This window comes from Geodermatophilus sp. SYSU D00779 (genome assembly GCF_054050595.1).
The window spans coordinates 95,208-118,286 of record NZ_JBJGZQ010000016.1; the positions used below are offsets into that span (position 1 = coordinate 95,208).

General features: G+C 73.0%; 19 protein-coding genes. 9 read left to right on the top strand and 10 right to left on the bottom strand.

Translation table 11 applies throughout. The features are described 5' to 3' along the window. Positions 1 to 55: 55 nt before the first annotated feature. The 5 genes from ACI79G_RS14610 to rfbB all read right to left on the bottom strand — a co-directional run bounded on the left by ACI79G_RS14610 (position 56) and on the right by rfbB (position 8,081). Positions 56 to 2,440, bottom strand: coding sequence for a hypothetical protein (locus ACI79G_RS14610; protein WP_456881841.1), 2,385 nt, complete (start codon positions 2,438 to 2,440; stop codon positions 56 to 58). Beyond that, positions 2,437 to 3,048 carry a hypothetical protein gene (locus tag ACI79G_RS14615; RefSeq protein ID WP_456881842.1) on the bottom strand — a complete coding sequence of 204 codons (612 nt, stop codon included), beginning with the start codon at positions 3,046 to 3,048 and terminating at the stop codon, positions 2,437 to 2,439. The genes ACI79G_RS14610 and ACI79G_RS14615 overlap by 4 nt, the downstream gene beginning before the upstream one ends. Before the next feature lie 170 nt (positions 3,049 to 3,218). Then, a complete protein-coding gene (locus ACI79G_RS14620) occupies positions 3,219 to 6,008 on the bottom strand; it encodes an N-acetylmuramoyl-L-alanine amidase (protein ID WP_456881843.1) in 2,790 nt (929 codons plus the stop codon). 169 nt (positions 6,009 to 6,177) lie between these two features. Continuing rightward, positions 6,178 to 7,077 (bottom strand): dTDP-4-dehydrorhamnose reductase, encoded by a 900-nt coding sequence (gene rfbD / locus ACI79G_RS14625; RefSeq protein ID WP_456881844.1) that lies wholly within the window; start codon positions 7,075 to 7,077, stop codon positions 6,178 to 6,180. Next, positions 7,074 to 8,081 carry a dTDP-glucose 4,6-dehydratase gene (gene rfbB, locus ACI79G_RS14630; protein WP_456881845.1) on the bottom strand — a complete coding sequence of 336 codons (1,008 nt, stop codon included), beginning with the start codon at positions 8,079 to 8,081 and terminating at the stop codon, positions 7,074 to 7,076. Before rfbB ends, rfbD begins: the two co-directional genes overlap by 4 nt. Before the next feature lie 241 nt (positions 8,082 to 8,322). Between rfbB and ACI79G_RS14635 the strand changes: the two genes are divergently transcribed. The 7 genes from ACI79G_RS14635 to ACI79G_RS14665 all read left to right on the top strand — a co-directional run bounded on the left by ACI79G_RS14635 (position 8,323) and on the right by ACI79G_RS14665 (position 15,420). Continuing rightward, positions 8,323 to 9,198, top strand: a complete 876-nt coding sequence (locus ACI79G_RS14635) for an N-acetylneuraminate synthase family protein (RefSeq protein WP_456881846.1) — start codon at positions 8,323 to 8,325, stop codon at positions 9,196 to 9,198. Further along, positions 9,180 to 10,364 carry a cytidylyltransferase domain-containing protein gene (locus tag ACI79G_RS14640; RefSeq protein ID WP_456881847.1) on the top strand — a complete coding sequence of 395 codons (1,185 nt, stop codon included), beginning with the start codon at positions 9,180 to 9,182 and terminating at the stop codon, positions 10,362 to 10,364. Before ACI79G_RS14635 ends, ACI79G_RS14640 begins: the two co-directional genes overlap by 19 nt. Positions 10,365 to 10,581: 217 nt before the next feature. Then, complete coding sequence (locus ACI79G_RS14645; protein ID WP_456881848.1) at positions 10,582 to 12,138, top strand: LCP family protein; 1,557 nt, start codon at positions 10,582 to 10,584, stop codon at positions 12,136 to 12,138. A gap of 81 nt (positions 12,139 to 12,219) precedes the next feature. Then, positions 12,220 to 13,020 (top strand): TIGR03089 family protein, encoded by an 801-nt coding sequence (locus ACI79G_RS14650; protein WP_456881849.1) that lies wholly within the window; start codon positions 12,220 to 12,222, stop codon positions 13,018 to 13,020. Between the two features lie 42 nt (positions 13,021 to 13,062). Further along, positions 13,063 to 13,872: a CoA transferase subunit A gene (locus ACI79G_RS14655; protein WP_456881850.1), complete on the top strand. Its 810-nt coding sequence runs from the start codon at positions 13,063 to 13,065 to the stop codon at positions 13,870 to 13,872. Continuing rightward, a complete protein-coding gene (locus tag ACI79G_RS14660; RefSeq protein ID WP_456881851.1) occupies positions 13,869 to 14,537 on the top strand; it encodes a CoA transferase subunit B in 669 nt (222 codons plus the stop codon). The genes ACI79G_RS14655 and ACI79G_RS14660 overlap by 4 nt, the downstream gene beginning before the upstream one ends. Before the next feature lie 61 nt (positions 14,538 to 14,598). Next, positions 14,599 to 15,420 carry a DUF1028 domain-containing protein gene (locus ACI79G_RS14665; protein ID WP_456881852.1) on the top strand — a complete coding sequence of 274 codons (822 nt, stop codon included), beginning with the start codon at positions 14,599 to 14,601 and terminating at the stop codon, positions 15,418 to 15,420. Between the two features lie 52 nt (positions 15,421 to 15,472). Here ACI79G_RS14665 and ACI79G_RS14670 read toward each other — a convergent pair whose 3' ends face one another. The 5 genes from ACI79G_RS14670 to ACI79G_RS14690 all read right to left on the bottom strand — a co-directional run bounded on the left by ACI79G_RS14670 (position 15,473) and on the right by ACI79G_RS14690 (position 20,091). Then, positions 15,473 to 16,306, bottom strand: a complete 834-nt coding sequence (locus ACI79G_RS14670) for an HpcH/HpaI aldolase/citrate lyase family protein (RefSeq protein WP_456881853.1) — start codon at positions 16,304 to 16,306, stop codon at positions 15,473 to 15,475. A 72-nt stretch (positions 16,307 to 16,378) separates the two neighbouring features. Beyond that, complete coding sequence (locus tag ACI79G_RS14675) at positions 16,379 to 17,536, bottom strand: acyl-CoA dehydrogenase family protein (RefSeq protein ID WP_456881854.1); 1,158 nt, start codon at positions 17,534 to 17,536, stop codon at positions 16,379 to 16,381. A gap of 26 nt (positions 17,537 to 17,562) precedes the next feature. Next, positions 17,563 to 18,063 carry a 5-(carboxyamino)imidazole ribonucleotide mutase gene (purE, locus tag ACI79G_RS14680; RefSeq protein ID WP_456881855.1) on the bottom strand — a complete coding sequence of 167 codons (501 nt, stop codon included), beginning with the start codon at positions 18,061 to 18,063 and terminating at the stop codon, positions 17,563 to 17,565. 26 nt (positions 18,064 to 18,089) lie between these two features. Beyond that, positions 18,090 to 19,295 (bottom strand): 5-(carboxyamino)imidazole ribonucleotide synthase, encoded by a 1,206-nt coding sequence (locus ACI79G_RS14685; protein ID WP_456881856.1) that lies wholly within the window; start codon positions 19,293 to 19,295, stop codon positions 18,090 to 18,092. Between the two features lie 61 nt (positions 19,296 to 19,356). Continuing rightward, positions 19,357 to 20,091: an SGNH/GDSL hydrolase family protein gene (locus ACI79G_RS14690; RefSeq protein WP_456881857.1), complete on the bottom strand. Its 735-nt coding sequence runs from the start codon at positions 20,089 to 20,091 to the stop codon at positions 19,357 to 19,359. A gap of 119 nt (positions 20,092 to 20,210) precedes the next feature. On the opposite strand from ACI79G_RS14690, the gene ACI79G_RS14695 reads away from it, so the two are divergent. Beyond that, positions 20,211 to 20,669, top strand: coding sequence for a GtrA family protein (locus ACI79G_RS14695; RefSeq protein ID WP_456881858.1), 459 nt, complete (start codon positions 20,211 to 20,213; stop codon positions 20,667 to 20,669). 332 nt (positions 20,670 to 21,001) lie between these two features. Further along, entirely contained in the window at positions 21,002 to 23,071 is a 2,070-nt protein-coding gene (locus tag ACI79G_RS14700) for an acyltransferase family protein (protein ID WP_456881859.1), read from the top strand. Positions 23,072 to 23,079 lie beyond the last annotated feature (8 nt).

The window sequence follows — 23,079 nt, forward strand, 5'->3', positions numbered from 1 at the left end:
ACGACGGCGGCCGCCGGTCCCCAATGAGGGTCGGCGGGCGCCGTCGTCGTATCGCTCAGCGCCCGTGGGCACTCACGGTCCCGTCGGTAGCGACCAGCAGGTAACCCCCCTGGAAGTCGGTGCGGCGGCCCTCGGCCACGGTCCGGGTGTCCCCCGTCGGGAAGCCGAGGGAGGACGCCGGGCCGCCCATGTCGGCGTAGGCCGCCGCTGCAGGGACCTCGACCACGCGGGGGCCAGTCGACGGGGACCACCAGATCGTCCCGCCCTGGAAGTCTGTCCGGTAGCCACCGGGGACGGCGGTGTCGTCCCCGGTGGGGAAACCGAGGACCCCCGTTCCGGCACCAAGCTGGCGCCACCGCGCGAGGATCTCACCGCGGACGACGTGCGCTCCCGTGGCCGGCGACCAGTAGATGTCCCCGCCCTGCAGCCGCACCTGTGCACCGCCACCGGAGCTGGTCGACCCGTCGTGCGCCAGCGGGAACCCCAGCACCGCCGGCCCGCCGTAGGCCCGGTACTTCGCGTCCAGCGCTCCGCGCACGCCCCGCGCGCCGGTCGCCTGCGACCAGTAGATCCCGCCGTTCTGGAACGCCGTCAGGTAGCCGCCGGCCACCGCCGTGTCGTCGCCGGTCGGGTACCCCATCGGACCGGACTGGGCGCCCAGCTCTCGCCAGGTCGCCAGGATCGCCCCGCGGACGACGTGCGCTCCCGTGGCCGGCGACCAGTAGATGTCCCCGCCCTGCAGCCGCACCTGTGCACCGCCACCGGAGCTGGTCGACCCGTCGTGCGCCAGCGGGAACCCCAGCACCGCCGGCCCGCCGTAGGCCCGGTACTTCGCGTCCAGCGCTCCGCGCACGCCCCGCGCGCCGGTCGCCTGCGACCAGTAGATCCCGCCGTTCTGGAACGCCGTCAGGTAGCCGCCGGCCACCGCCGTGTCGTCGCCGGTCGGGTACCCCATCGGACCGGACTGGGCGCCCAGCTCTCGCCAGGTCGCCAGGATCGCCCCGCGGACGACCTGTGCACCGGTCCGCTCTGTCCAGTAAATCGAGCCGCCGGTGACATCTACGAAGGCGCCGTCCCCGGAGTTCGTGGCGCCGTCGTGGGCGACCGGGAAGCCGAGCACCGCCGGCCCGCCCGAGCGTTCGTACTTGTCGAGCAGCGCGCCCCGGATGGCCTTGGCGCCCGTCCCGGGCGACCAGTAGAGCGTGCCTCCCTGGAAGCGGGTGCGGTAGCCCCCGGGGACCGCCTCGTCGCCGCCGACCGGGTAGCCGAGCACACCGGCTTGGGCGCCGATCTGCCGCCACGTCGCCAGGATGTCGCCGCGCACCTCACGGGCCCCGGTCGTCTGCGACCAGTAGATCGCCCCGCTCTGGAAGTCGGTGAAGTATCCCGGGTTCACCGGCGCCGCGGTGTCGTCGCCAGTCGGGTAGCCGAGCCGGCTCGGGCCGCCGAGGGAGAGGTAGCGCTGCAGGATCGCCCCGCGGACGACGTGGGGGCCGGTATCCCGGTGCCAGAAGATGGTGCCGCCCTGGTAGCTGCGTGAGCAGCCGCCCCACGGGAGGTTGCAGACCATGTCGGATGTCGGGCCGCCCAGGTCCACCCCGGACGCCCGGAGGTGCACGTACTTGTCGTCGATGGACGCCGGGCCGGACTGCGTGCTGCCGAACCAGTCGGTGAAGTACAGGTAGAAGTTCCGGTTGCCGTAGGCCGAGCAACTGTCGCCCGTGCCGTAGCCGGCCTGCAGTGCCGCCTCGTTGGGGGTGTACGGCGTGTAGTTGTAGAGCCCCGCGGTGGCCTGGTTGTGGATGTAGACGGGCACGGTTCCGCACGCCGCGTTCGGGTGGTATCGGACGTTGATGGTCATGCCTGCCCGGTGACCGAAGGAGCCCGGGTTCGCCCGGTAGTACTGGAAGCGGTGAGCCGCGCTGTAGAGCTGGTTGTAGAAGCCGTAGTACTGCGCATCGCAGGGTGCGGTGTCCGGACAGCCGTAGCCCACCGCCTTGCGGAGCTTCTCCTCTGTAGGAGCCGATGTCCTGACCAGGCTCTGCTCCTTCTGCAGGAGTACCAGCAGCACCTGGGGGTTGACCCCGCAGGCGCGGCTGACCTTGGAGATGATCTGAGCCGCCGTCTCGCCGGGCAGCCCCGCGTAGGTCCCGCAGTAGCGGTCGGCGGCACGGGTCCAGGTGTCCTGCCGCAGGTTCTTCAAGCACAGACTGCTGGTACAGCCGGCACCCTCACGCTCCAGGAACGCCTGGATCTGCGAGGCGTCCATCGCGCCCATGTTGTAGAAGACGTCGTCGTCGATGATGTCGCCGGGGTTGAACAGCCGCAGGTCGGCCGACTCGTGCAGGCTCGGCTGCTGCGGCGAGGAGCCGACCGCGAAGACGAACGACAGCCCCAGGACGAGCAGGCAGGGTGCGATCAGGCGCAGACGGGGCCTCACGGGACCACGACCTCGCTCACCGTGGACTGCCCGACCGACGTGTCCGACGTGTAGCTGAGCACCGCCTCCCACGTCCCCGAGGCCAGCGCGTCGCCGCTCACCCTGACCTCGCCGCAGTCGGTCGTGGTCACGTTGGCCGCACCCAGCGACTCGCCGCGGAGCTCCACGCCATCGCGCCGGAGGACGAGGGTGCAGGTGGCGTCCTCCTCGACGACGCCGTCGGCGTACCCACCGGCAACGACGGCCCCGGCAGCGGCGTCGTAGGCGGTGTAGCTCAGCGAGACGGCGACCGCGGTGAGCCCGCTGTCGTCCTCCGCCTCCTCGGGCTCCGGCGCGGAGGTGGTCGCGGTCGGGCGGGACGACGGCTCCTCGTCGGCCTCCTCCTCCGTGCCGGTGGCGGGGACCTCCGACGACGCGTGCGACGGCGCGTCCGACGAGGGCACGCCCGCGGACGGCGCGGCCGACGACGTCGTGGGCGTGGGGGTCCCGGCCGCGGCCGGGGCGGGGTCCCCCGACCGGGTCCAGAGCACGAACGCCCCCGCGGCCAGCACCAGGGTCACGAGGACCAGGAGGGGACGACGGCGGCTACGACGGGTCCTGCGGGACATGGGCACTCCCAGGTCGACCCACGGCGGGGGTCGGTCATCGGCGTCCGGGCGGGGGACGGCGCTGTCCGCTCGCGCGGTGGTCGCGGCCGCACGCATGCAGCCGTGCTCGGCAGGCTACGGGCAGTGATGACCCGCGGCGTGGAGCGACGCGGGAACCGCGCCGCCTGGGGTCACTGGGTCACAGCGATCGCCCCGCTGGTGGCGTTCCATGTCATCGACCCGTGCTCGAAGTCGGTGCGCATCCCCCCGGGGATCGCATAGCTGGACCGGGTCGGGAAGCCCAGCGCCGAGGAGCTGCCGCCGCGCTGCCAGTAGGTCGTCGCCATCGCGCCGGACACCACCTGGGTGCCGGTGGCCGGCGACCAGTACACGTCGCCGCCGGTGAAGCGGACGACGTAGCCGCGGCCGTCAGCGGTCTTCGCGTCGCTGGTGGTCGGGAAGCCCAGCGGACCGGTCGCCCCGCCCGTGGCGAGCCAGGTGGACAGGATGGAGCCCCGCACGACCTGCGTCCCGGTCGTGGGCGACCAGTACACGTCCCCGCCCTGGAAGCGGACGTACGCGCCCTTGCCGGGGATGGGGGTGTCGCTCGTCGTCGGGAAGCCCAGCGGGCCGGTCGCCCCGCCCGTGGCGAGCCAGGTGGACAGGATCGAGCCGCGCACGATGCGGGGGCCCGTCATGTGCGACCAGTAGACGTCGCCGCCCTGGAAGCGCACGAAGTAGCCGCGGCCGTCATCGGTCTTCGCGTCGCTGGTGGTCGGGAAGCCGAGGTACCCGGTCGCCCCGCCAGCAGCCAGCCAGGCGTTCAAGATCTCGCCGCGCACGATCTGGGTGCCGGTCGCGGGCGACCAGTAGACGTCGCCGCCCTGGAAGCGCACGTATGCGCCCCGCCCCCCGGGGACGATCGTGTCGCTGGTCGTGGGGAAGCCGAGGTAGCCGCCCGAGCCGCCGGCGGCCAGCCAGGTTGAGAGGATCGAGCCCATGACGTAGCGGGCTCCCGTGGACTGTGACCAGTAGATGTCGCCGCCCTGGAAGCGCACGAAGTACCCGCGGCCGTCCGGCGTGGGCGCGTCGCTGGTCGTCGGAAAGCCCAGACCCCCCGTTGGCCCGCCGACCGCCCGGTAGGCGTCGAGGATGTTGCCGCGCACGATGCGGGTCCCGGTCGTCGGCGACCACAGCACCTCGCCACCCTGGAAGCGGACGTAGGCGCCCGTGCCGGCGGCGGTGTCGTTGGTGGTCGGGAAGCCGAGGAAGGACGACGTCCCGCCGACAGCCAGCCAGGTGTCCCGGATCGAACCCATGACGTACCGGGCTCCGGTGGCTTGCGACCAGTAGATGTCCGCCCCCTGGAATCGGACCACGTAGCCGCGGCCGTCCGACGTCGGCGCGTCGCTCGTCGTCGGGAAGCCCATCCACCCGGTCGCACCGGCGGTGGCCAGCCACGCCTTCAGGATCTCGCCGCGGACCAGCTGCGAGCCGGTCGCCGGCGACCAGTAGACGTCGCCGTGCTGGAAGCGGACGAAGGCGCCGCGCCCCCCGGGGGTCGGCGCGTCGTCGGTGATCGGTGGCCCGAGCACGGCCGGCCCGCCCGCAGCGAGGTAGCGGTCCAGGATGCCGCCGAGCACCAGCCGGACGCCGCCGAGCGGCGAGGAGTACAGCCGGGCACCGTTCGCGTAGACCTGCCAGGTGACGCCGGCCGCCGACTGCTCGCCGCCCACCGGCGCGCCGAGCCACGTCCGCAGGCCGGCGTCGGAGTCGTAGCGGGTCGCGATCGGGGACTTGGTGTTCGCCATCCGGGCGGCCGCCTTGTCGCGGATCTCGCCCAGCCGCGCGTAGCCGTACCTCCCGGGGCACGCGGTGCTCTTGGTGTCGATGTGCCCGAACACCGTCGGCAGGGTCACCCGGGCACCCGCGGCGTACTTGTCCGTGCCGCCCGACGTGAGCGTCGTCGTCCCCCTGGGGTTGACGCCGTACAGGGAGAACTTCCAGGCGATGATCGCCGCGACCGAGTCGATCATGGCCTGGGGCGTGTCGACGACGTCGTAGTTGCCCATCATCGACACCCCGAAGGTCGAGGTGTTGAAGCCGCCTGCGTGCGCGCCGACCACGGTGCTCGCCAGGCCGCCGGAGCGGCCCTCCCAGAGACGGCCGAACTTGTCGACGAGGACGTTGTAGCCGATGTCGCCCCAGCCCAGGCTCTGCGCGTGGTAGGTGTACGTCGAGCGCAGGATTGCCGGCACCTGGTCGGCGGTGTAGTTGTTCGACCCGGCGGTGTGGTGCAGCGTCGCGGCCTTGATGGTGCTGGCGTACTGCGGGGTCCACCTCATGAGCTTCTCGTCGGCGCCCCACTGCGCCCGGGAGAAGACGGGCGGCATCGCCACCGCCGCGTCGGCGGTCTCGGTGATGTCGGGGTCGCCGAGGGAGGCGTCGGCCGCGCTCTCGCCCGGGTCGACCAGGTCCAGCTGCACGTCGGTGGGCTGCGCGCCGGAGCGCGTCACCAGCTCGGCCTCCACCGCGGTCGCCGGACCGGTCCACAGCGGCGCCGTCCCGCCCCGGACGGGGTGGCCGGTGTCCGTCTCGGCCTCCTGCTCGGCCGCCTCCGCGCTGACCTCCGTCCACGTCCCCCAGGCGCCGTCCGAGTCGCGGACCCGCACCTGAACGACGGTGTCGGTGACCGCCGGGTCGTACGCCCAGGTGACGCCGACCAGCGAGAACTCGGCGACGTCGGTGGCGCTCACCGACAGCGTCGGCACGGTGTCGGGCACGCCGGCGACCGGGTCGGTGGTGCCCTCCTGCACCTGCGCCTCGGGCGCGGGGGCGGTGAACGACCCCATCGCGACCTCCTCCACCGACGTCTCGACGGGCACGGCCTCGGGGCTCGGCTCGGCGTAGACGGGCAGCACCAGGACGACCCCGGTGAGGACGACGAAGGCGGTGGTTCCGGCGAGCAAGCGGCGACGCACGGGCTGGTCCTCCGGTGGAGCGTGGCGGCTGCGCCCCGCACGAGGGCGCATCTGTCCACGGAGAGCATCGGCTCCGCCACAGCCGGTCTTGAGTCGACGCGGCCGACGATCTCCGGAGATCCGGTCCGTCGCGACCCGCTGACCACTCGGGCCCCACGGCTCGCAGGTCTCAGCGGAGCGGCCACTCCTGCTGCAGCGCGAGGTGCAGCGCCGTCCGCCACGGCCGCGGCGCGGGCAGCCCGGCGGCCAGCCACGCGCTGCCGTCGAGCACCGACCACGCCGGGCGGGGCGCGGGGCGCGGGAAGGCCTCGGTCGTCGTCGGGGTCACCAGGGCCGGGTCGGCGCCGACCTCCTCGAAGACCGCGCGGGCCAGGCCGTACCAGCTGACCGCACCGGCGTCGGTGCGGTGCAGCACCGGCGGCACCGGACCGGGCCGGGCGCCGAGCGCCACCAGGCCGGTGGCGAGGTCGGCCGCCCAGGTCGGCGAGCCGACCTGGTCGTCGACCACCGAGACAGGGGCGCCGTCGAGCGCGCGGCCAGCCATGGTGCGCACGAAGTTGCCGCCGTGCGCCCCGTACACCCAGGCGGTGCGGACGACGGTGGCGTCGCCCCCGGCGGCCGCGACCGCCCGCTCCCCCGCCGCCTTGGTCCGGCCGTAGGCCGAGCGCGGCGCGACCGGGGCGTCCACCGGGTAGGGCTCGGTGGCCTGGCCGTCGAAGACGTAGTCGGTGGAGACGTGCACCAGCCGCCCGCGCCCGGCCAGCTCCTCGGCCAGCCAGCCGGGGGCGCGGCCGTTGACCAGGAGCGCGGTCTCCTCGTCGGTCTCCGCGGCGTCCACCGCGGTGTAGGCGGCGGCGTTGAGGACGACGGGGCGGGCCCCGCGGACGCCGTCCAGCCAGCGGCGGACGACGTCGCGCACCTGCCGCTCGTCGGTCAGGTCGAGCTCGGCGCGGCCCAGCGCGGTGACGCGGTCCCCGGGCCGGCCGGCCAGGACGGCGAGCAGGTCGCCGCCGAGCTGCCCGCGGGCGCCGGTGACCAGCCAGGCGGTCGGGAGGTCGGGTCCGGTCATGCCCGGCCGGTGGCCGCCGTGTCCACGAGCCGGGCCTTGAGCGGCTCCCACCAGGCCCGGTTGTCCCGGTACCACTGCACGGTGAGGGCGAGCCCGTCCTCGAAGCCCATCCGCGGCGCGTAGCCGAGCGCGGCGGTCTTGGAGTAGTCCACCGAGTAGCGCAGGTCGTGGCCGCCGCCGCGCGGGTCGACGATGTTCTCGACGTAGCTCCAGTCGCGGCCGGTGGCCTCGAGCAGCTTCTCGGTCAGCTCCCGGTTGGACAGCTCCCGGCCGCCGCCGATGTTGTAGAACTCGCCGGGCAGCCCCTTCTCCGCGACCAGCTGGATGCCGCGGCAGTGGTCGTCGACGAACAGCCAGTCGCGCACGTTGGCCCCCTCGCCGTAGAGCGGCACCCTGTGCCCGTCGAGCAGGTTGGTGACGAACAGCGGGATGACCTTCTCGGGGAAGTGGTACGGCCCGTAGTTGTTGCTGCACCGGGTGATGGAGATGTCCAGCCCGTAGGTCTTCGCGTAGGCGCGGGCGATCAGGTCCCCGCCGGCCTTGGCCGCCGAGTACGGCGAGTTCGGCTCCAGGATGTGGTCCTCGGTCCACGAGCCCTCGTCGATCGAGCCGTAGACCTCGTCGGTGGAGACGTGCACGACCCGGCGGACGCCGTGCCGCAGGCAGGCCTCGAACACCTGCTGGGCGCCGAGCACGTTGGTCAGCACGAACTCCGAGGCGCCGGTGATCGAGCGGTCGACGTGCGACTCGGCGGCGAAGTTGACGACGAGGTCGTGGCCGGGCAGGGCGGCGTCGAGGTCGGCGGCGCTGCAGATGTCACCCCGCACGAACCGGTAGCGCGGCGAGTCGGCCACCGGCGCCAGGTTGGCCGGGTTGCCGGCGTAGGTGAGCTTGTCGAAGACGGTCACCTCGGCGTCCTCGAAGCCCGGGTAACCTCCGGTCAGCATGGTCCGGACGTAGTGCGAGCCGATGAAGCCCGCTCCCCCGGTGACGAGCACGCGCATGCGGCGATCCTCCCGTGCCGGGCTGGCGGGGTCATCCTCCCGCGGGGTGAGGCGTGTCGTGACGAACCCCAGATGTCGCCCTACTCACCGGGGTCTCATCAATACACAGCGTCCACCCCATCTCGCTCGAAGGGTTAGCGTGGTGCGGACACGGGATTCGGTCCGCCATCGCGTGGACCCCCGCCCAGCCGCCTGAGCTTCTCCACGCACGTGCGGTTTCGAACCCGAGAGGTAGTACTCAGTGACCACGAAGCCCCCCACGGTGATCGCCGAGATCGGCTGCAACCACGCCGGCGACCTGGACCTGGCCAAGCGCATGGTGTCGATCGCCGCGAAGTTCTGCGAAGTCGACGCAGTCAAGTTCCAGAAGCGCAACAACCGGCTGCTGCTCAGCCCGGAGCAGTACGACGCCCCTCACCCGAACCCGATGCACAGCTTCGGCGACAGCTACGGAGCGCACCGTGAGTTCCTCGAATTCGACATGAGTCAGCACGAGGAGCTCAAGGAACACTGCGAGGCCGAGGGCGTCGTCTACTCGACGTCGGTGTGGGACACCGCTTCGGCCCGGGACGTCGCCAAGCTCGCGCCGGAGTTCATCAAGGTCCCCTCGGCGACCAACCTGAACTTCGACGTCCTTGGCATCCTCTGCGACGAGTATTCCGGCGGTATCCACCTCTCGCTGGGCATGACCACCCGCGCCGAGGAAGAACAGATCGTCGCCTTCCTCGACGGCCGCGGCCGGCTGGGCGATGTCGTCCTCTACGCCTGCACCTCCGGCTACCCCGTGCCGTTCGACCAGCTGGCCCTGTTGGAGATCCGCCGGCTGGTGGAGGCCTACGGCGACCGGGTGGACCGGATCGGCTTCTCCGGCCACCACCTCGGCATCGCCGCGGACGTCGCAGCCATGGCGCTGGGCGCGCAGGCCATCGAGCGCCACTTCACCCTCGACCGCACCTCGAAGGGCACCGACCACTCCGCGTCCCTGGAGCCGGACGGCCTGCGCAAGCTCAAGCGGGACACCGTGAACGTCAGCAAGGCGCTCACCTACAAGGCCGAGGACCTGCTCGAGGTCGAGAAGGCCACGCGGGAGAAGCTCAAGTGGACCGACGGCCTCTGACCGTCGTCATCCCGGCGCGGGGTGGCAGCAAGGGGATCCCGAAGAAGAACCTGGCCGTTGTCGGCGGTCGACCGCTGATCGCCTGGACCGTTGCCGCTGCGTCGCGAGCGGCGGCGGTCGACCGTGTCATCGTCAGCACCGACTCGGAGGAGATCGCGGCCGTCGCCCGCCTCTACGGCGGGCGATGGCTCGAGGTCCACCGCCGCTCGGCGGAGTCCGCCTCGGACACCGCTTCCAGCGAGGCGGCCCTGTTGGAGGCGGTGGACGGCGCCGGGATCGAGGGTGACGTGGCCCTCGTCCAGGCGACCAGCCCGTTGACGACCGCCGAGACCATCGACGAGGTGGCCGCCCGACTGCGCACGCACGACAGCGCCCTGAGCGTCGTCCGGCGGCACTCGTTCCTCTGGGAAACGTACGACGGCGACGGCTGCGTGCCGGTCAACTACACCCCCGCCCAGCGGCCGCGCCGCCAGGACTGGCCCGGGCTCCTCGTGGAGTCCGGTGCGGTCTATGCCTCGTCGGTGGACCGGCTGCGGGCAGACGGGGTGCGGATCGGCGGGCGGATCGGTCTCGTCGAGACTGATGAGGTGGCGGGCGTCGAGGTTGACACGCCCGCGGACCTGGTAGTCACCGACGCCCTGCTGCGGGCGTATCGGACCAGACCGACGAAGACGCGGGTCGGCCCCGTGCGGCTGGTGGTCGCGGACGTCGACGGGGTCCTGACCGACAACGGGCTGACCTACGGCACCGTCGAGACCGAGACCAAGACCTTCTCGGCGCGCGACGGCAAGGGCTTCCAGCTGCTGCGGGAGGCAGGTGTCCGCCTGGCGCTGCTCACATCAGAGTCGCACACCAGCGTGGCCGAGCGCGCCCGCAAGCTGCGGGTCGACGACTGCCTGCTCGGCTCCACGGACAAGCTCGCCGACGTCGTTGCCCTGGCATCCCGGCACGGCGTCCCGCTGGCGCAGGTCGCCTACATCGGGGACGACGTGCACGACGTCCAGGCCATGACAGCGGTGGGTGTGTCGGGGGCTCCGGGAGACGCCCGGCCGGAGGCGCTCGACGTGGCCGACCACGTCGGGCCGGCCAGCGGCGGACAGGGCGCGTTCCGGCAGTTCGCCGACCACCTCTTCACCCGGCACGTGCCGGCACGCCCACTCGGCTGACCTCTGTCGGCCGGTCCCATGAGGCTGCCTGGCACCGCTGGTCACATCCGTCCCGTTTCGCCACGTGACGCCAGCCGGGCGCGGCCCACGGCACCTAGCATCGCCCCCAGCCTCCGGGTCGAGGCCCGCCGCTACCGACGGCGGCCGCACCCAGGCCGGCCCCGGTCACGACGGATCGGCGTCGTGTCCGCGCGGACGAGCACGAGGAAGGACCCCCGTGAGACGAGAGAATCCCGGAGCGGGTGGCGACCGGCAGCTGCCGGCGCGCCTGGACCCCCGGGCCGGCCGCGCCGGCTCTCCCCGTGCCCGCTCCCGCTCCCAGGCGTCGGACGAGCCCGCCGAGGAGGGTCCGCCGCCGCGCCGGCGCACCGGCCGCGCCGCCACCGCGGCCCGCGCCGTCGCCGGGGTGCTGTCGGTCGTGCTGCTCGCCGGGTCCGGCTGGGGCTGGTACCTCGGTCAGGTCGCCGAGGCGACGGTCAACCGCACCGACGCCATCCCGACCGACGGCAACGACGGCACCCGGAACGCGCCCGAGGCGGTGAACCTGCTGCTGGTCGGCAACGACAGCCGCGCCAACCTCACCGACGAGCAGCTGGCCAGCCTCAACGCCGGCACCGACTCGGGCATCAACACCGACACGATGATCCTGGTGCACATCCCGGCCGACGGGTCGCGCGCCTCCTTCGTCTCCTTCCCCCGCGACTCCTACGTGGAGATCCCCGGCTACGGGATGGACAAGCTCAACGCCGCCTACGCCTACGGCTACGCCGAGACCCCGGAGACCGCCTCCGCCGAGGTCCGCCAGGCCGGCGGGGCCCAGCTGCTGGTGCAGACGATCAGCGGGCTGACCGGCCTGCAGATCGACCACTACGCCGAGGTCGACCTGCTCGGCTTCTTCGAGCTCTCCTCCGTCGTCGGCGGCGTCGAGGTCAACCTGTGCGAGGCCGTCGACGACTCCGAGTGGTCCGGCGCGGTGTTCCCCGCCGGCGTCCAGACGATCAGCGGCGCCGACGCGCTGAAGTTCGTCCGCCAGCGGCACGGCCTGCCCCGCGGCGACTTCGACCGGATCGTCCGCCAGCAGGTCTTCATCGCCGGCGTGCTGCGCAAGATGCTCTCCGACGAGGTCATGCTGAACCTGGGCAAGCAGCGAGAGCTGGTCGAGGCGGCGTCCCGGTCGCTGACGATCGACCAGGGCCTGGACCTGTTCCAGCTGGCCGAGCAGATGCAGTCGGTGACCGCCGGCAGCATCGAGTTCCAGACCATCCCCTACGTCGGCACCGACCACGACGAGCAGGACCGCTCGATCATCCGGCTCGAGGACGAGGACACCCTCCACGCGTTCTTCGCCGACCTGTCCGCCGAGCCCGAGGCGCCGGCCGGGACCACGCCCGCCGCGCCCGAGACGGTCGCGCCGTCCGCGGTGACCGTCGACGTCCTCAACGGCTCGGGCACCTCCGGGCTGGCCGCCCAGGCCGCCGCCGCGCTGGAGACCGCCGGTTTCGCCGTCGGGACGACCGGCAACGCCGACTCCTCCGGCTACGACACCACCGTCGTCCGGTACGCCGCCGGTGACGAGACCCTGGCCGCGACGCTCGCCGCGGCCGTGCCGGGTGCGGTCGTCGAGGAGGACGAGGACGCCCTCCCCGGCACCGTGCAGCTGGTGCTCGGCTCAGACTTCAACGCGGTCGGCCAGGCTGTCGACCCGGCCGCCCCGTCGGAGCCGGTCGAGGGCGAGGACGCCCGCACCGCGGCCGACACCGGCTGCATCAACTGAAGAAGGACCCTCCTGCCCCCCACCGCTCGCGCGCTCGCGGCGGGCCCCTGCAGGAGGGCCGCCACCTGGGAGGCTCGAGGCATGCTCGACTCCCCACGGACCCCCGCCGACCTGCTCGCCGCGACGCTGCGCCGCGCACCGGCGGCGCCGCTGCTGACCTCCTACGACGACCTCGGCGGCGGACGGGTCGAGCTGTCGGCGGCCACCCTGGCCAACTGGGTGGCCAAGACGGCGAACCTGCTGCAGGACGAGTTCGACGTCACCGGTGGCAGCACGGTCGCCGTGGCGCTGCCGGTGCACTGGCAGACCGCGGCGGTGCTGCTGGGGGTGTGGAGCTGCGGGGCCACGGTGCTCGACACCGCGGCCGAGGACGACGGCCGGCTCGACGACGCCGACGTCGTCCTGGCCGCGCAGGACCGGCTCCCGCCGCTCGAGGAGCAGGGGCTGCCCGAGCTGCTCGGCCTCTCCCTGCACCCGCTGGGGATGGGCATGACCGGCTACACCGGCCCGGCCCGCGACTTCGCCCTCGAGGTCCGCGGGCACGGCGACGTCTTCACGCCCTGGCAACGGCCCGACCCGGTCGCCCCAGGCCTGCTGCTGGGCGGCCTCGAGCTGACCCTCGGCGGACTGGTGGACACCGCCCGCGAGCTCGCGGGGCGGCTGGGGCTGGTCGAGGGCGACCGGGTGCTGGTCGACGACCGCACCGCCGCCGAGGCCGGCCCGGTCGCGTGGCTGCTGACCCCCCTGGCTGCCGGTGCGTCGATCGTGCTCGTCCGCTCCCCCGACCCCTCCCTGCTGCCCGGCCGCGCCACGGCCGAGAGGGTCACCGCTACGCTCGGCCGGACGATCGACGGCATCCGCGAGCTGGGCCGTCCTGCGTGACGCAGCTCCCCAGCCGCCCGGACGGACGGACGGTGTTCCCGCATGGACAAGGTGGTCGGCAGCGCCGCTGAGGCGGTCGCGGACGTCAGGGACGGCGCGGTGCTCGCCGTCGGCGGTTTCGGGTTGTGCGGCGTGCCGATCAAGCTGATCGACGCGCTGCTGGAGCAGGGCGCCTCGCGGCTGACGACGATCAGCAACAACTGCGGCGTGGACGACCAGGCCCTGGGCGTGCTGCTCTACGCCGGGCGGATCACCCGGACGATCAGCTCGTTCGTCGGCGGCAACAAGGAGCTGGCCCGCCTCTACCTGTCCGGCCAGCTGTCGGTGGAGCTGACCCCGCAGGGCACGCTGGCCGAGCGGCTGCGCGCCGGCGGCACCGGCATCCCCGCCTTCTACACCCCCACCGGGGTGGGCACGATGGTCGCCGACGGCGGCATCCCGGTGCACTACGACGCCGACGGCAACGTCGTGGAGACCTCCCGCCCCAAGGAGATCCGCGAGTTCGACGGCCGGCAGTACGTGCTGGAGACCGCGCTGACCGCCGACTTCGGCCTGGTCCGCGCCGCGGTCGGCGACCGGCACGGCAACCTGGTGTTCCACGAGTCCGCGCGGAACTTCAACCCGCTGGCCGGCATGGCCGGGCGGATCACCATCGCCGAGGTCGAGGAGCTCGTCGAACCCGGCGAGATCCGGCCCGAGGACGTGCACCTGCCCGGGGTCTTCGTCAACCGGGTGGTCGTCGTCGGCCCGGAGGGCAAGGGGATCGAGAACCGCACCACCCGCCCGCGCACCGACCGCTCCGCCGCGCCGGCCGCCGTCGGCGACGAGGCCACCGAAGGGGACGCCCGATGAGCCTGACCCGCGACCAGCTCGCCGCCCGGGTCGCCCTCGAGCTCGAGGACGGCCAGTACGTCAACCTCGGCATCGGGATGCCGACCCTGGTGCCGAACTTCGTCCCCGACGACGTGCACGTCGTGCTGCACTCGGAGAACGGCATCCTCGGCGTGGGCCCCTACCCGTTCGAGGGCGAGGAGGACCCGGACCTGATCAACGCCGGCAAGGAGACGGTGACGATCCTGCCCGGGGCCTCCTTCTTCGACTCGTCGCTGAGCTTCGGCATGATCCGCGGCCAGCACCTCGACGTGGCCGTGCTCGGCGCGATGCAGGTCAACCCCCGCGGCGACCTGGCCAACTGGCTGATCCCCGGCAAGATGGTCAACGGCATGGGCGGGGCGATGGACCTCGTCCACGGCGCCCGCACGGTGATCATCATGATGGAGCACGTCGCCCGCGACGGGTCGCCCAAGCTCGTCGAGGAGTGCACCCTCCCGCTGACCGGCAAGGCCTGCGTCAACCGGGTGGTCACCGACCTGGCCGTCGTCGACGTCACCCCCGGCGGCTTCCTGCTCCGCGAGACCGCCCCCGGCGTCAGCGTCGAGGAGGTCCAGGCCGCCACCGGGGCCCCGCTCACCGTCGCCGACGACGTCCGGGAGATGCCGCTCCCGGCGGCTGTGTGAGGGCACCCGGGGACACAGCCCTCCAGGCCACGGGGCCGACGAGCGCCCGCGAGGCGGTGCCGTGACCTTCTCGGTCGTCGCGCGGGACCCCGCGACCGGCGAGCTGGGCATCGCGGTGTCGTCGTGCATCCTCGCCGTCGGCCGCGCGGTGCCCAGCGCGCGGCCGGGGATCGGGGTGGTGGCGGTCCAGGCGCGCAGCCGGCGTGGCCTGGGCCAGTCGCTGCTGGCCGGCCTGGCCGACGGCGCCGACCCCGCCGACCTGGTGCGCGCGGCGGCGCACGCGGCCGAGGACGTCGACCGGCAGATCGCCGTCCTCGACCCCACCGGTCGCGTCGCCGCCGACACCGGGCGCGGCTCGTTCCCGGTCAGCGGCCACCTGGTGGGCGACCAGATGAGCGTGCAGGGCAACATGCTCGCCTCGCCGGAGGTGCTGCCGGCGATGGCGCAGGCCTACACCGCCGCCCGCGGCGACCTGCCCGACCGGCTGCTCGCCGCGCTGACCGCCGGGCAGGACGCCGGCGGCGACGTCCGCGGCCGGCAGTCCGCGGCGCTGCTGGTGGTCAGCGGGACGCCGGCCAGCGAGGAGGACGACGGCGTCCGGATGGACCTGCGGGTCGACGACTCGGGCGACCCGGTCGCGCAGCTGCGGATGCTGCGCAACCTGCAGCGCGCCTACGACGAGCGCGACTACGAGACCCTCGCGCTGTTCGCCCCGGAGGGCGCCCGCGACCTCTACGCCGCTCTGGCCGCCTCGCAGCGCGGGGACCGCGACGCGGCCCGGGCGGCGCTGGAGGCGCTCCGGGCCCGACCGGGCTGGGCGGCGTGGCTGGCCGCGATGGCCGGCGACACCCGGCTCGCGGGGGTGTCCCGGCTGCTCGAGTGAGGGCGGGGGGCTGAGCCAGTCCCCCGCCCTCCCCCCGGCGGCCCCGGCGCGGTCAGGCCGGCTCGACGCCGAAGGTCTGCGCCAGCCGCTCGATCTTGCGGGCACGGCCGAGCCGGGGCTTGTCGCTGCCGTCGCGGATGACCCGGCCGCGGGCCTCGAAGTCCGCCAGGAAGTCCCGCGCCCACGCGACGTCCGACGGCGTCGGGCTGATGACCTCGTTGATCACCGGCGTCTGCTCGGGGTCCAGGCACAGCTTGCCGGTGAGCCCGAGGGAGACGGTGACGGCGGTCTGCTCGCGCAGCACCGGGTGGCTGCTGCTCACCGTCGGGCCGTCGATGGGCCCGGGCAGGCCGCCGATCCGGCTGGCCACGACCAGCCGGGAGCGCGGGTAGGCCATGGCCAGGTCGTCGGCGCTGGTACCGGTGTCGCGGCGGTAGTCGCCGCTGCCGAAGGCGAGCCGGAAGGCGCCGCGGGCACGGGCGATGGAGACGGCCTCCTCGATGCCCAGCGCGGACTCGACCAGCGCCAGGACGGGCGTGGAGCCGCCGAGCCGGTCGGCGGTCTCGGTGACCTGCTCCCCGGCCTCGGTCTTGGCCAGCATGACGCCGAGCAGGCCGGGCGCCCCGGCGAGCTTGGCGACGTCGTCGTCCCAGAACTCCGTCGAGCGGTCGTTGATCCGCACCCAGGCCGACCGGTCCCCGCCCGAGAGCCAGTCGATGACGCCGGCGCGGGCCTCGTCCTTGTTCGCGGGGTCTACCGCGTCCTCGATGTCGAGCACGATCTGGTCGGCTCGCGACTCCGAGGCCCGGTCGAACAGGTCGGTACGGGCACCGTTCACCAGCAGCCAGGAGCGTGCGTCCTCGGGACCCACCTTGCGTTGTCTCACCACACCCCCATCCTCGTACGCGCGCTCCGGCCGCCTGCGACCGGGCGGGTCGCAGGCGGCTCGGGTGGTGCGCTACCGGAGGAGGCTGCGGGCGATCACCATGCGCTGCACCTGGTTGGTGCCCTCGTAGATCTGGGTGATCTTGGCGTCGCGCATCATGCGCTCGACGGGGAAGTCCTGGGTGTAGCCGGCGCCGCCGAAGAGCTGGACGGCGTCGGTGGTCACCTGCATGGCGACGTCGGAGGCGAAGGCCTTGGCCGAGGCCGAGACCCGGGTGACGTCGGGGCGGCCCTGCTCACCGGCGGCCGCGGCGACGTAGACCAGGTGGCGGGCCGCCTCGATCTTCATCTCCATGTCGGCGAGCATGAACTGCACGCCCTGGAACTCCGCGATGGCCTTCCCGAACTGCCGGCGCTCCTTGACGTAGGCCACCGAGGCGTCGAGCGCGCCCTGGGCGATGCCGACGGCCTGCGCGCCGATGGTCGGCCGGGTGAAGTCCAGCGTCCGCAGCGCGGTCTTGAAGCCGGTGCCGGGCTCGCCGATGACCCGGTCGGCCGGGATGGTGCAGTCGGTGAGGTAGAGCTCGCAGGTGGGCGACCCCTTGATGCCCATCTTGCGTTCCTTGGGGCCGACCGCGAAGCCGGGGTCGTCGCGGTGGACGGCGAAGGCGGAGATGCCGTTGGCGCCCTTCCCCGGGTCGGTGACCGCCATGACCGTGTACCACTCGGAGACCCCGGAGTTGGTGATCCAGGCCTTGGTGCCGTTGAGCACCCAGCTGTCGCCGTCGAGCCGGGCGCGGGTCCGCATCGCGGCGGCGTCAGAGCCGGCCTCCCGCTCGGAGAGCCCGTAGCTGATCATCGCGTCGCCGGCGGCGATCGGCCGCAGCACCCGCTGCTTGAGGTCCTCGGACGCCGAGAGGATGACCGGCATCGAGCCGAGCTTGTTGACCGCGGGGATCAGCGAGGCCGACGCGTCGACCCGGGCGACCTCCTCGATGACGATGCAGGTCGCGATCGCGTCGGCGCCCTCCCCGCCGTAGGCCTCGGGGATGTGGGTGGCGTGGAAGCCGGCGGCGGTCAGCGCCTTCTGCGCCTCGATCGGGTAGCGGGAGTCGGCGTCCACCTCGGCGGCGTAGGGGGCGATCTCCCGCTCGGCGATGTCGCGGACCGCCTCGCGGACCGCCTCGTGCTCCTCGGACAGGGCGTAGAGCCCGGCAGCGTTGTTACCCACGGGTAGATCGTAGGGCTCGAGGCGACTCAGGAGGTAGCGAGCCGCTCCTGCAGCGTGGCGTCCCGGGCGACGACGGACTCGGCGAGGTCGGCCTGGAACCGCTCGACCGCGGCCCGCAGCTCCGGGTCGCCGGCGGCGAGGATGCGCACCGCGAGCAGGCCGGCGTTGCGGCCGCCCCCGATGGAGACCGTCGCGACCGGCACCCCGGCGGGCATCTGCACGATCGACAGCAGGCTGTCCAGCCCGTCGAGGCGGTCCAGCGGTCGGGGGACGCCGATCACCGGCAGCGGCGTGGCCGCGGCGACCATCCCGGGCAGGTGGGCCGCTCCCCCGGCGCCGGCGATGACCACCCGCAGGCCACGACCGGCGGCGCTCTCGGCGTACTCGAGCATCCGGCGCGGGGTGCGGTGCGCGGAGACGACGTGCGCCTCGTACGGGACGCCGAACTCGGCCAGCGCCGCCGCCGCGGGTTCCATCATCGGCCAGTCGGAGTCGCTGCCCATGACGATGCCGACGATCGGGTCCACCCGGGGCTCCTCGCTGCTCGGTCGGGTCAGTGCTCGGTCGGGAAGGTGAACGCCGGGTCGACCTCGCCGTCGGCCAGGTAGCGGGCGGCCGCGGTGGCCCGGGCGCGCACCTCGTCGAGGTCGGCGCCCAGCGCGGTCACGTGGCCGAGCTTGCGGCCGGGGCGCTGGCCCTTGCCGTACCAGTGCAGCTTCACGTCGGGCCAGTGGGCCATCAGGTGGTGCACCCGCTCGTCGAGGCTGGGGCCGGTCCAGCCCTCCTCGGTGGCGCGCCCGCCGAGCACGTTGGCCATCACCACGACCGGCGCGGCCATCGCCGTGGCGCCCAGCGGGTAGTCGAGGACGGCGCGCAGGTGCTGCTCGAACTGGCTGGTCCGCGAGCCCTCGATGGTCCAGTGCCCGGAGTTGTGCGGCCGCATCGCGAGCTCGTTGACCAGGACGCCGTCCGCCGTCTGGAACAGCTCGACGGCCATGACCCCGACGACCCCGACCCGGTCGGCCACCCGCACCGCGAGCTCCTGGGCGGCCGTCGCGGTGTCCTCGTCCAGCCCGGGCGCGGGCGCGAGCACCTCGGTGTTGATGCCGTCGCGCTGCACGGTCTCGACGACGGGCCAGACCGCGACCTGGCCGAAGGGCGAGCGGGCGATCAGCGCGGAGAGCTCCCTGGCCATCGGGACCCGCTGCTCGACCAGCAGGACGTCGTACCGGGTGAGGAGCTCGGCGACGTCGTCCGGGCGGTCGACGACGAACACGCCGCGCCCGTCGTAGCCGCCGCGCGGCGTCTTGACGACCACCGGCCAGCCGTGCCGCTCGCCGAAGGCCGCGACCTCGTCGACGGAGGCGACCTCGGCCCAGGCCGGCTGCGGCTCGCCGGCGGCGGCCAGCGCCCGGCGCAGGACCAGCTTGTCCTGCGCGTGCACCAGCGCGTCGGGGCCGGGAGCGACCCGGTGGCCGGCCGACTCGAGGGCGCGCAGGTGCTCGGTGGGCACGTGCTCGTGGTCGAAGGTGACCACGGTGGCGCCGTCGGCGAGGGCGAGGAGGGCGTCGAGGTCGCGGTGGTCGCCGAGGCGGACGTCGGCGGCCACCAGAGCGGCGGACTCGTCGGGGCCGGTGGAGAGGACCCGCAGCGACTGGCCGAGTGCGATGGCTGCCTGGTGGGTCATCCGGGCCAGCTGACCACCGCCGACCATGGCGACGACGGGCAGTCCGGTGCGCGGGTCGAGACGGGAGGTCACGAGACACCAGCGTAGGGGGACGACGTGGGAGCCCACCGCCGCTCGGGTGACGACGCGGAGGTCAGACCAGTGCGGCGAGCTGCTCCCCCACACGGAAGCCCACCGTGCGCGCGGCCCGGTCGGTCAGGTGAGTGCCGTCGGTCGTGGTCCCGACGACGAAGCGGTCAGCGGCCTCGACGTCACTCCACGGGTCGATAAGCACCCACCCGTGCCTCAGGGCCAACGGCGCCAGAGCGGCGTTATAGGCCCGCCGGGCCTGCGGCACCACGTCACTGGGCGCGATCGTCACGACTGCGACCACCCGGTCGCCAGCCGAGGCCGCGATCGACTCCAGGTTCGCGGCGGACTCCTCCCAGGGGCGCCCCTGCAGAACATCGTTGGTGCCGGCCATCACCACCAGCACGTCGGCGTCCTCAGGGACGACCGCAGCCCGGGCGTCCTCCGTCGTCGCGCCGGGCATCGCCCACCCGCCGACGAAGCTCAGCCGGGATGCCTCGGCCGCGGCGGGGACCCATGAGGCCGAGCCGCCGACCCGGGCGTCGGAGATGACCTCCCCACCGGCAGTGATCGAGTCACCGACGACGGCGAACGTCGAGAATGCGGCCGGCTCCTCGGGACCTGCCGTGGGAGCCGGCGCCGTCGTCCCGGGCGCAGTCGTGGACGGGACGGCGGGGCCCGGCGCGGCCGAGCTCGCCTCGCCCGTCGAGTCCACCCCACACGCCGAGGTCAGGACCAGCACGGGAACCAGCACTAGCGCGGCGCTGAGACGCCCGACCGGCGGAGGACCTTCGCGCATGACACCACCCTTCCTCACCTGTCCGGACACGCCGTCGACCGCCACGGGTGCGTCTCGCCACGCCGCCGACCTGCGCCTCGACCGGCGATCCACGTACAGTCGAACGGGTGTTGACGGGAGTGACGACCGCACGCCCACGCCTGGACCCCCGGAAGCTGGTCCGGGAGCTGGGCGCCTTCGGTGTCGTCGGGGGTGTGTGCTTCGTCCTCGAACTGGCACTGTTCCAGCTCTTCTATGCGGTTGTCGGCCTGGGCGCGGTCACCGCGAAGCTCATCGCCACGCTGGCCGCCATGACCGCGGCCTACCTCGGTCACCGATACTGGTCATTCGCGCATCGGGCTCGCCTCGGCGTGACCCGTGAGTACGTCACCTTCGCCGTCATCAACGGCGTGACCCTCGGCATCGGCCTGGGCATCGTGGCCCTCGTCCGCCACGGGCTGCAGCAGGAGCACAGCCTCGTGCTCCAGGTGGCCAACATCGCCTCCATCGGCATCGGCACGGTGGTCCGGTACCTCGGCTACAAGCGCTGGGTCTTCCCCAAGAAGATCGACCCGGCCCCCGTGACGCCGGTCTACTGACCGGCGCGCGCCCACCCCTGTGACGGGTGGGACGTTCCTCGTGTGACTGGTGAAACGGCTGGGCCTAGCGGTCTGTGACGGGCCTGTCCGACCCGCCCGGCACCCTCGCGCGCTGTTAGCGTCCCCATGCCGGCGACTGAATGCGTGCGCTCGATGACTCATAGTAAGAAGGTCTGCGAGGTGCGCGCCGCGGTCCGCCGATCTGGCACCAACTCACCACGGGGGTCTTCAGGCGCGTGTCCGACACACAGGTCCTCACTCCACGCCGCGGGCTCCCTCCGCCCTCGAGCCCGCGCTCGGCCCGGCCTGCTGCGCGCCCGATGCGACCTCCGGTGGCCCCGGCGACGCTCCGCACCCCCCGGCACAAGCCACGGCTGGACATCCAGGGACTGCGCGCGATCGCCGTTGGCCTGGTTGTGGCCTACCACCTGCGGCCGGACGTACTCAGCGGTGGCTTCGTCGGGGTCGACGTCTTCTTCGTCATCTCGGGGTTCCTGATCGTGGGGTCCCTCGGCCGGGAGGCCGCACGGACCGGAACGATCTCCCTGATCGACTTTTACACCAAGCGCATCCGCCGCCTGCTCCCAGCGTCGACGCTGGTGCTGTTGGTGACCATGCTCGCCACCATCGTGTTGATGCCGGTCAGCCGCTGGCAGGGCACCGCCGAGGGGCTGGTGGCCGCCGCCCTGCAGGCGCAGAACTGGGCCCTCGCGCTCAGCAGCGGCTACGGGGCTGCGACCGAGGCGGTCTCACCGCTGCAGCACTACTGGTCGCTGGCCGTCGAGGAACAGTTCTACCTCGTCGCACCGCTGCTGCTCATGGCGCTGTGCTGGCTGGCCGGCCGGATCGGCCGGCCGCGCGCCAGCGTGCTGGTCGCCGGGTTGGTCGTCCTGACCGTCGCCTCCTTCGCCCACTCGGTGACGTTCTCGCTGTCGCACCACGACACCGCCTACTTCGCGACGACGACGCGGATGTGGGAGCTGACCGCGGGTGGCCTGCTCGCCCTCCTCGGCGCCCACATCCGGTTGACCCCGGTAGCCCGCGCGGTGGCGGGCTGGGCCGGCCTGGGGGGTATCGCGCTCTCGGCGCTGACCTTCACGACCGCCATGGCATTCCCTGGCTGGGTGGCCCTCGTGCCGGTCCTGGGCGCGGTGCTGGTCATCGTGGCCGGTACCCCGGCGGACCCCGACGCCCCCGTCGGTCTGGTGCCGCGCCTGCTGAGCACCCGGCTGATGACCTACGTGGGCGACACCAGCTACTCGCTCTACCTGTGGCACTGGCCGGTCATCGTCTTCTCCGGCTTCTTGATGCAGCGACCCCCGACTAAGGTCGAGTGCCTCCTGCTCATCGCGCTCTCGCTGGGCCTGGCCCACGTCGCCACGCGGTACGTCGAGCAGCCGTTTCGAAGCTCATCCGGCACCCGGACCGCCCGAGCCGTCACCCCGCGCGGCGCCTTCCGGCTGGCCGGTGCGCTGGTGGCGGCCAGCCTGGTCTGCGGTGCACTCCCCTGGGCCTACGTCGTCCACCGCCAAGGCCAGCTCGGTGACCAGCGGCTCGACGCGCAGCACCCCGGCGGTGCGGACGTACTGCCCAATCCGGTTCCGCGCTACGACGGCGTACCGGTCATCCCCGATCCCGCCGTGGGCGCTGACGACCGGCCGGTGGTCGACGCGGACGACTGCGCCGTCTACGACCCGCGCACCATGGACCTCGAGGACGCCTGCGTCTACGGTGACGCCTCGTCCCCGCTGACCGTCGTCCTCACCGGTGACTCACACGCCCTCCAGTACAGCACCGCTCTGGATCAGATCGGCGAGTCGCAGGGATGGCGAGTGCAGACCCTCAGCCGCAACGGCTGCCCGTTCGGCGCATCCCCGGCCATCACGCCCACCCGCACGGACATCGACTGCACCGAGGCCAACAAACTGACCCGTGATCAGATCCTGGGGATCAAGCCGAGTCTGGTCGTCACCTCGGCGATGAACCCGGTGGGTTACGAGTCGACGCACGAGTGGTATTGGGAGTCCTGGGATGCGCAGGTGGCCGGGTACCGGGAGCTGTGGCAGCCGCTGCTCGACGCCGGCATCCGCGTCGCGGTGATCCGCGACGTCCCGACGCCGGACTACGTCGGCCCCGAGTGCGTCGAGCTACACGGTCCCGATGCGGCCGAGTGCTCGATGTCCCGCACGGAGGCCGTCGACGAGCAGCCCGACCCGGCCGTCGCGGCGGCTGAGGGCCTGGACGGCGTCCACGTCGTCGACCTGACCGACCACCTGTGCAACCGCGAGGTCTGCCCCGGCGTCATCGGCAACGTGCTTGTCTACCGGGACAACCACCTCACGGACACCTTCGCCACCAGCCTGGCGGAGCCGATGAGCCGGGCGCTGACCGACCTCGTGTGACGACCGAC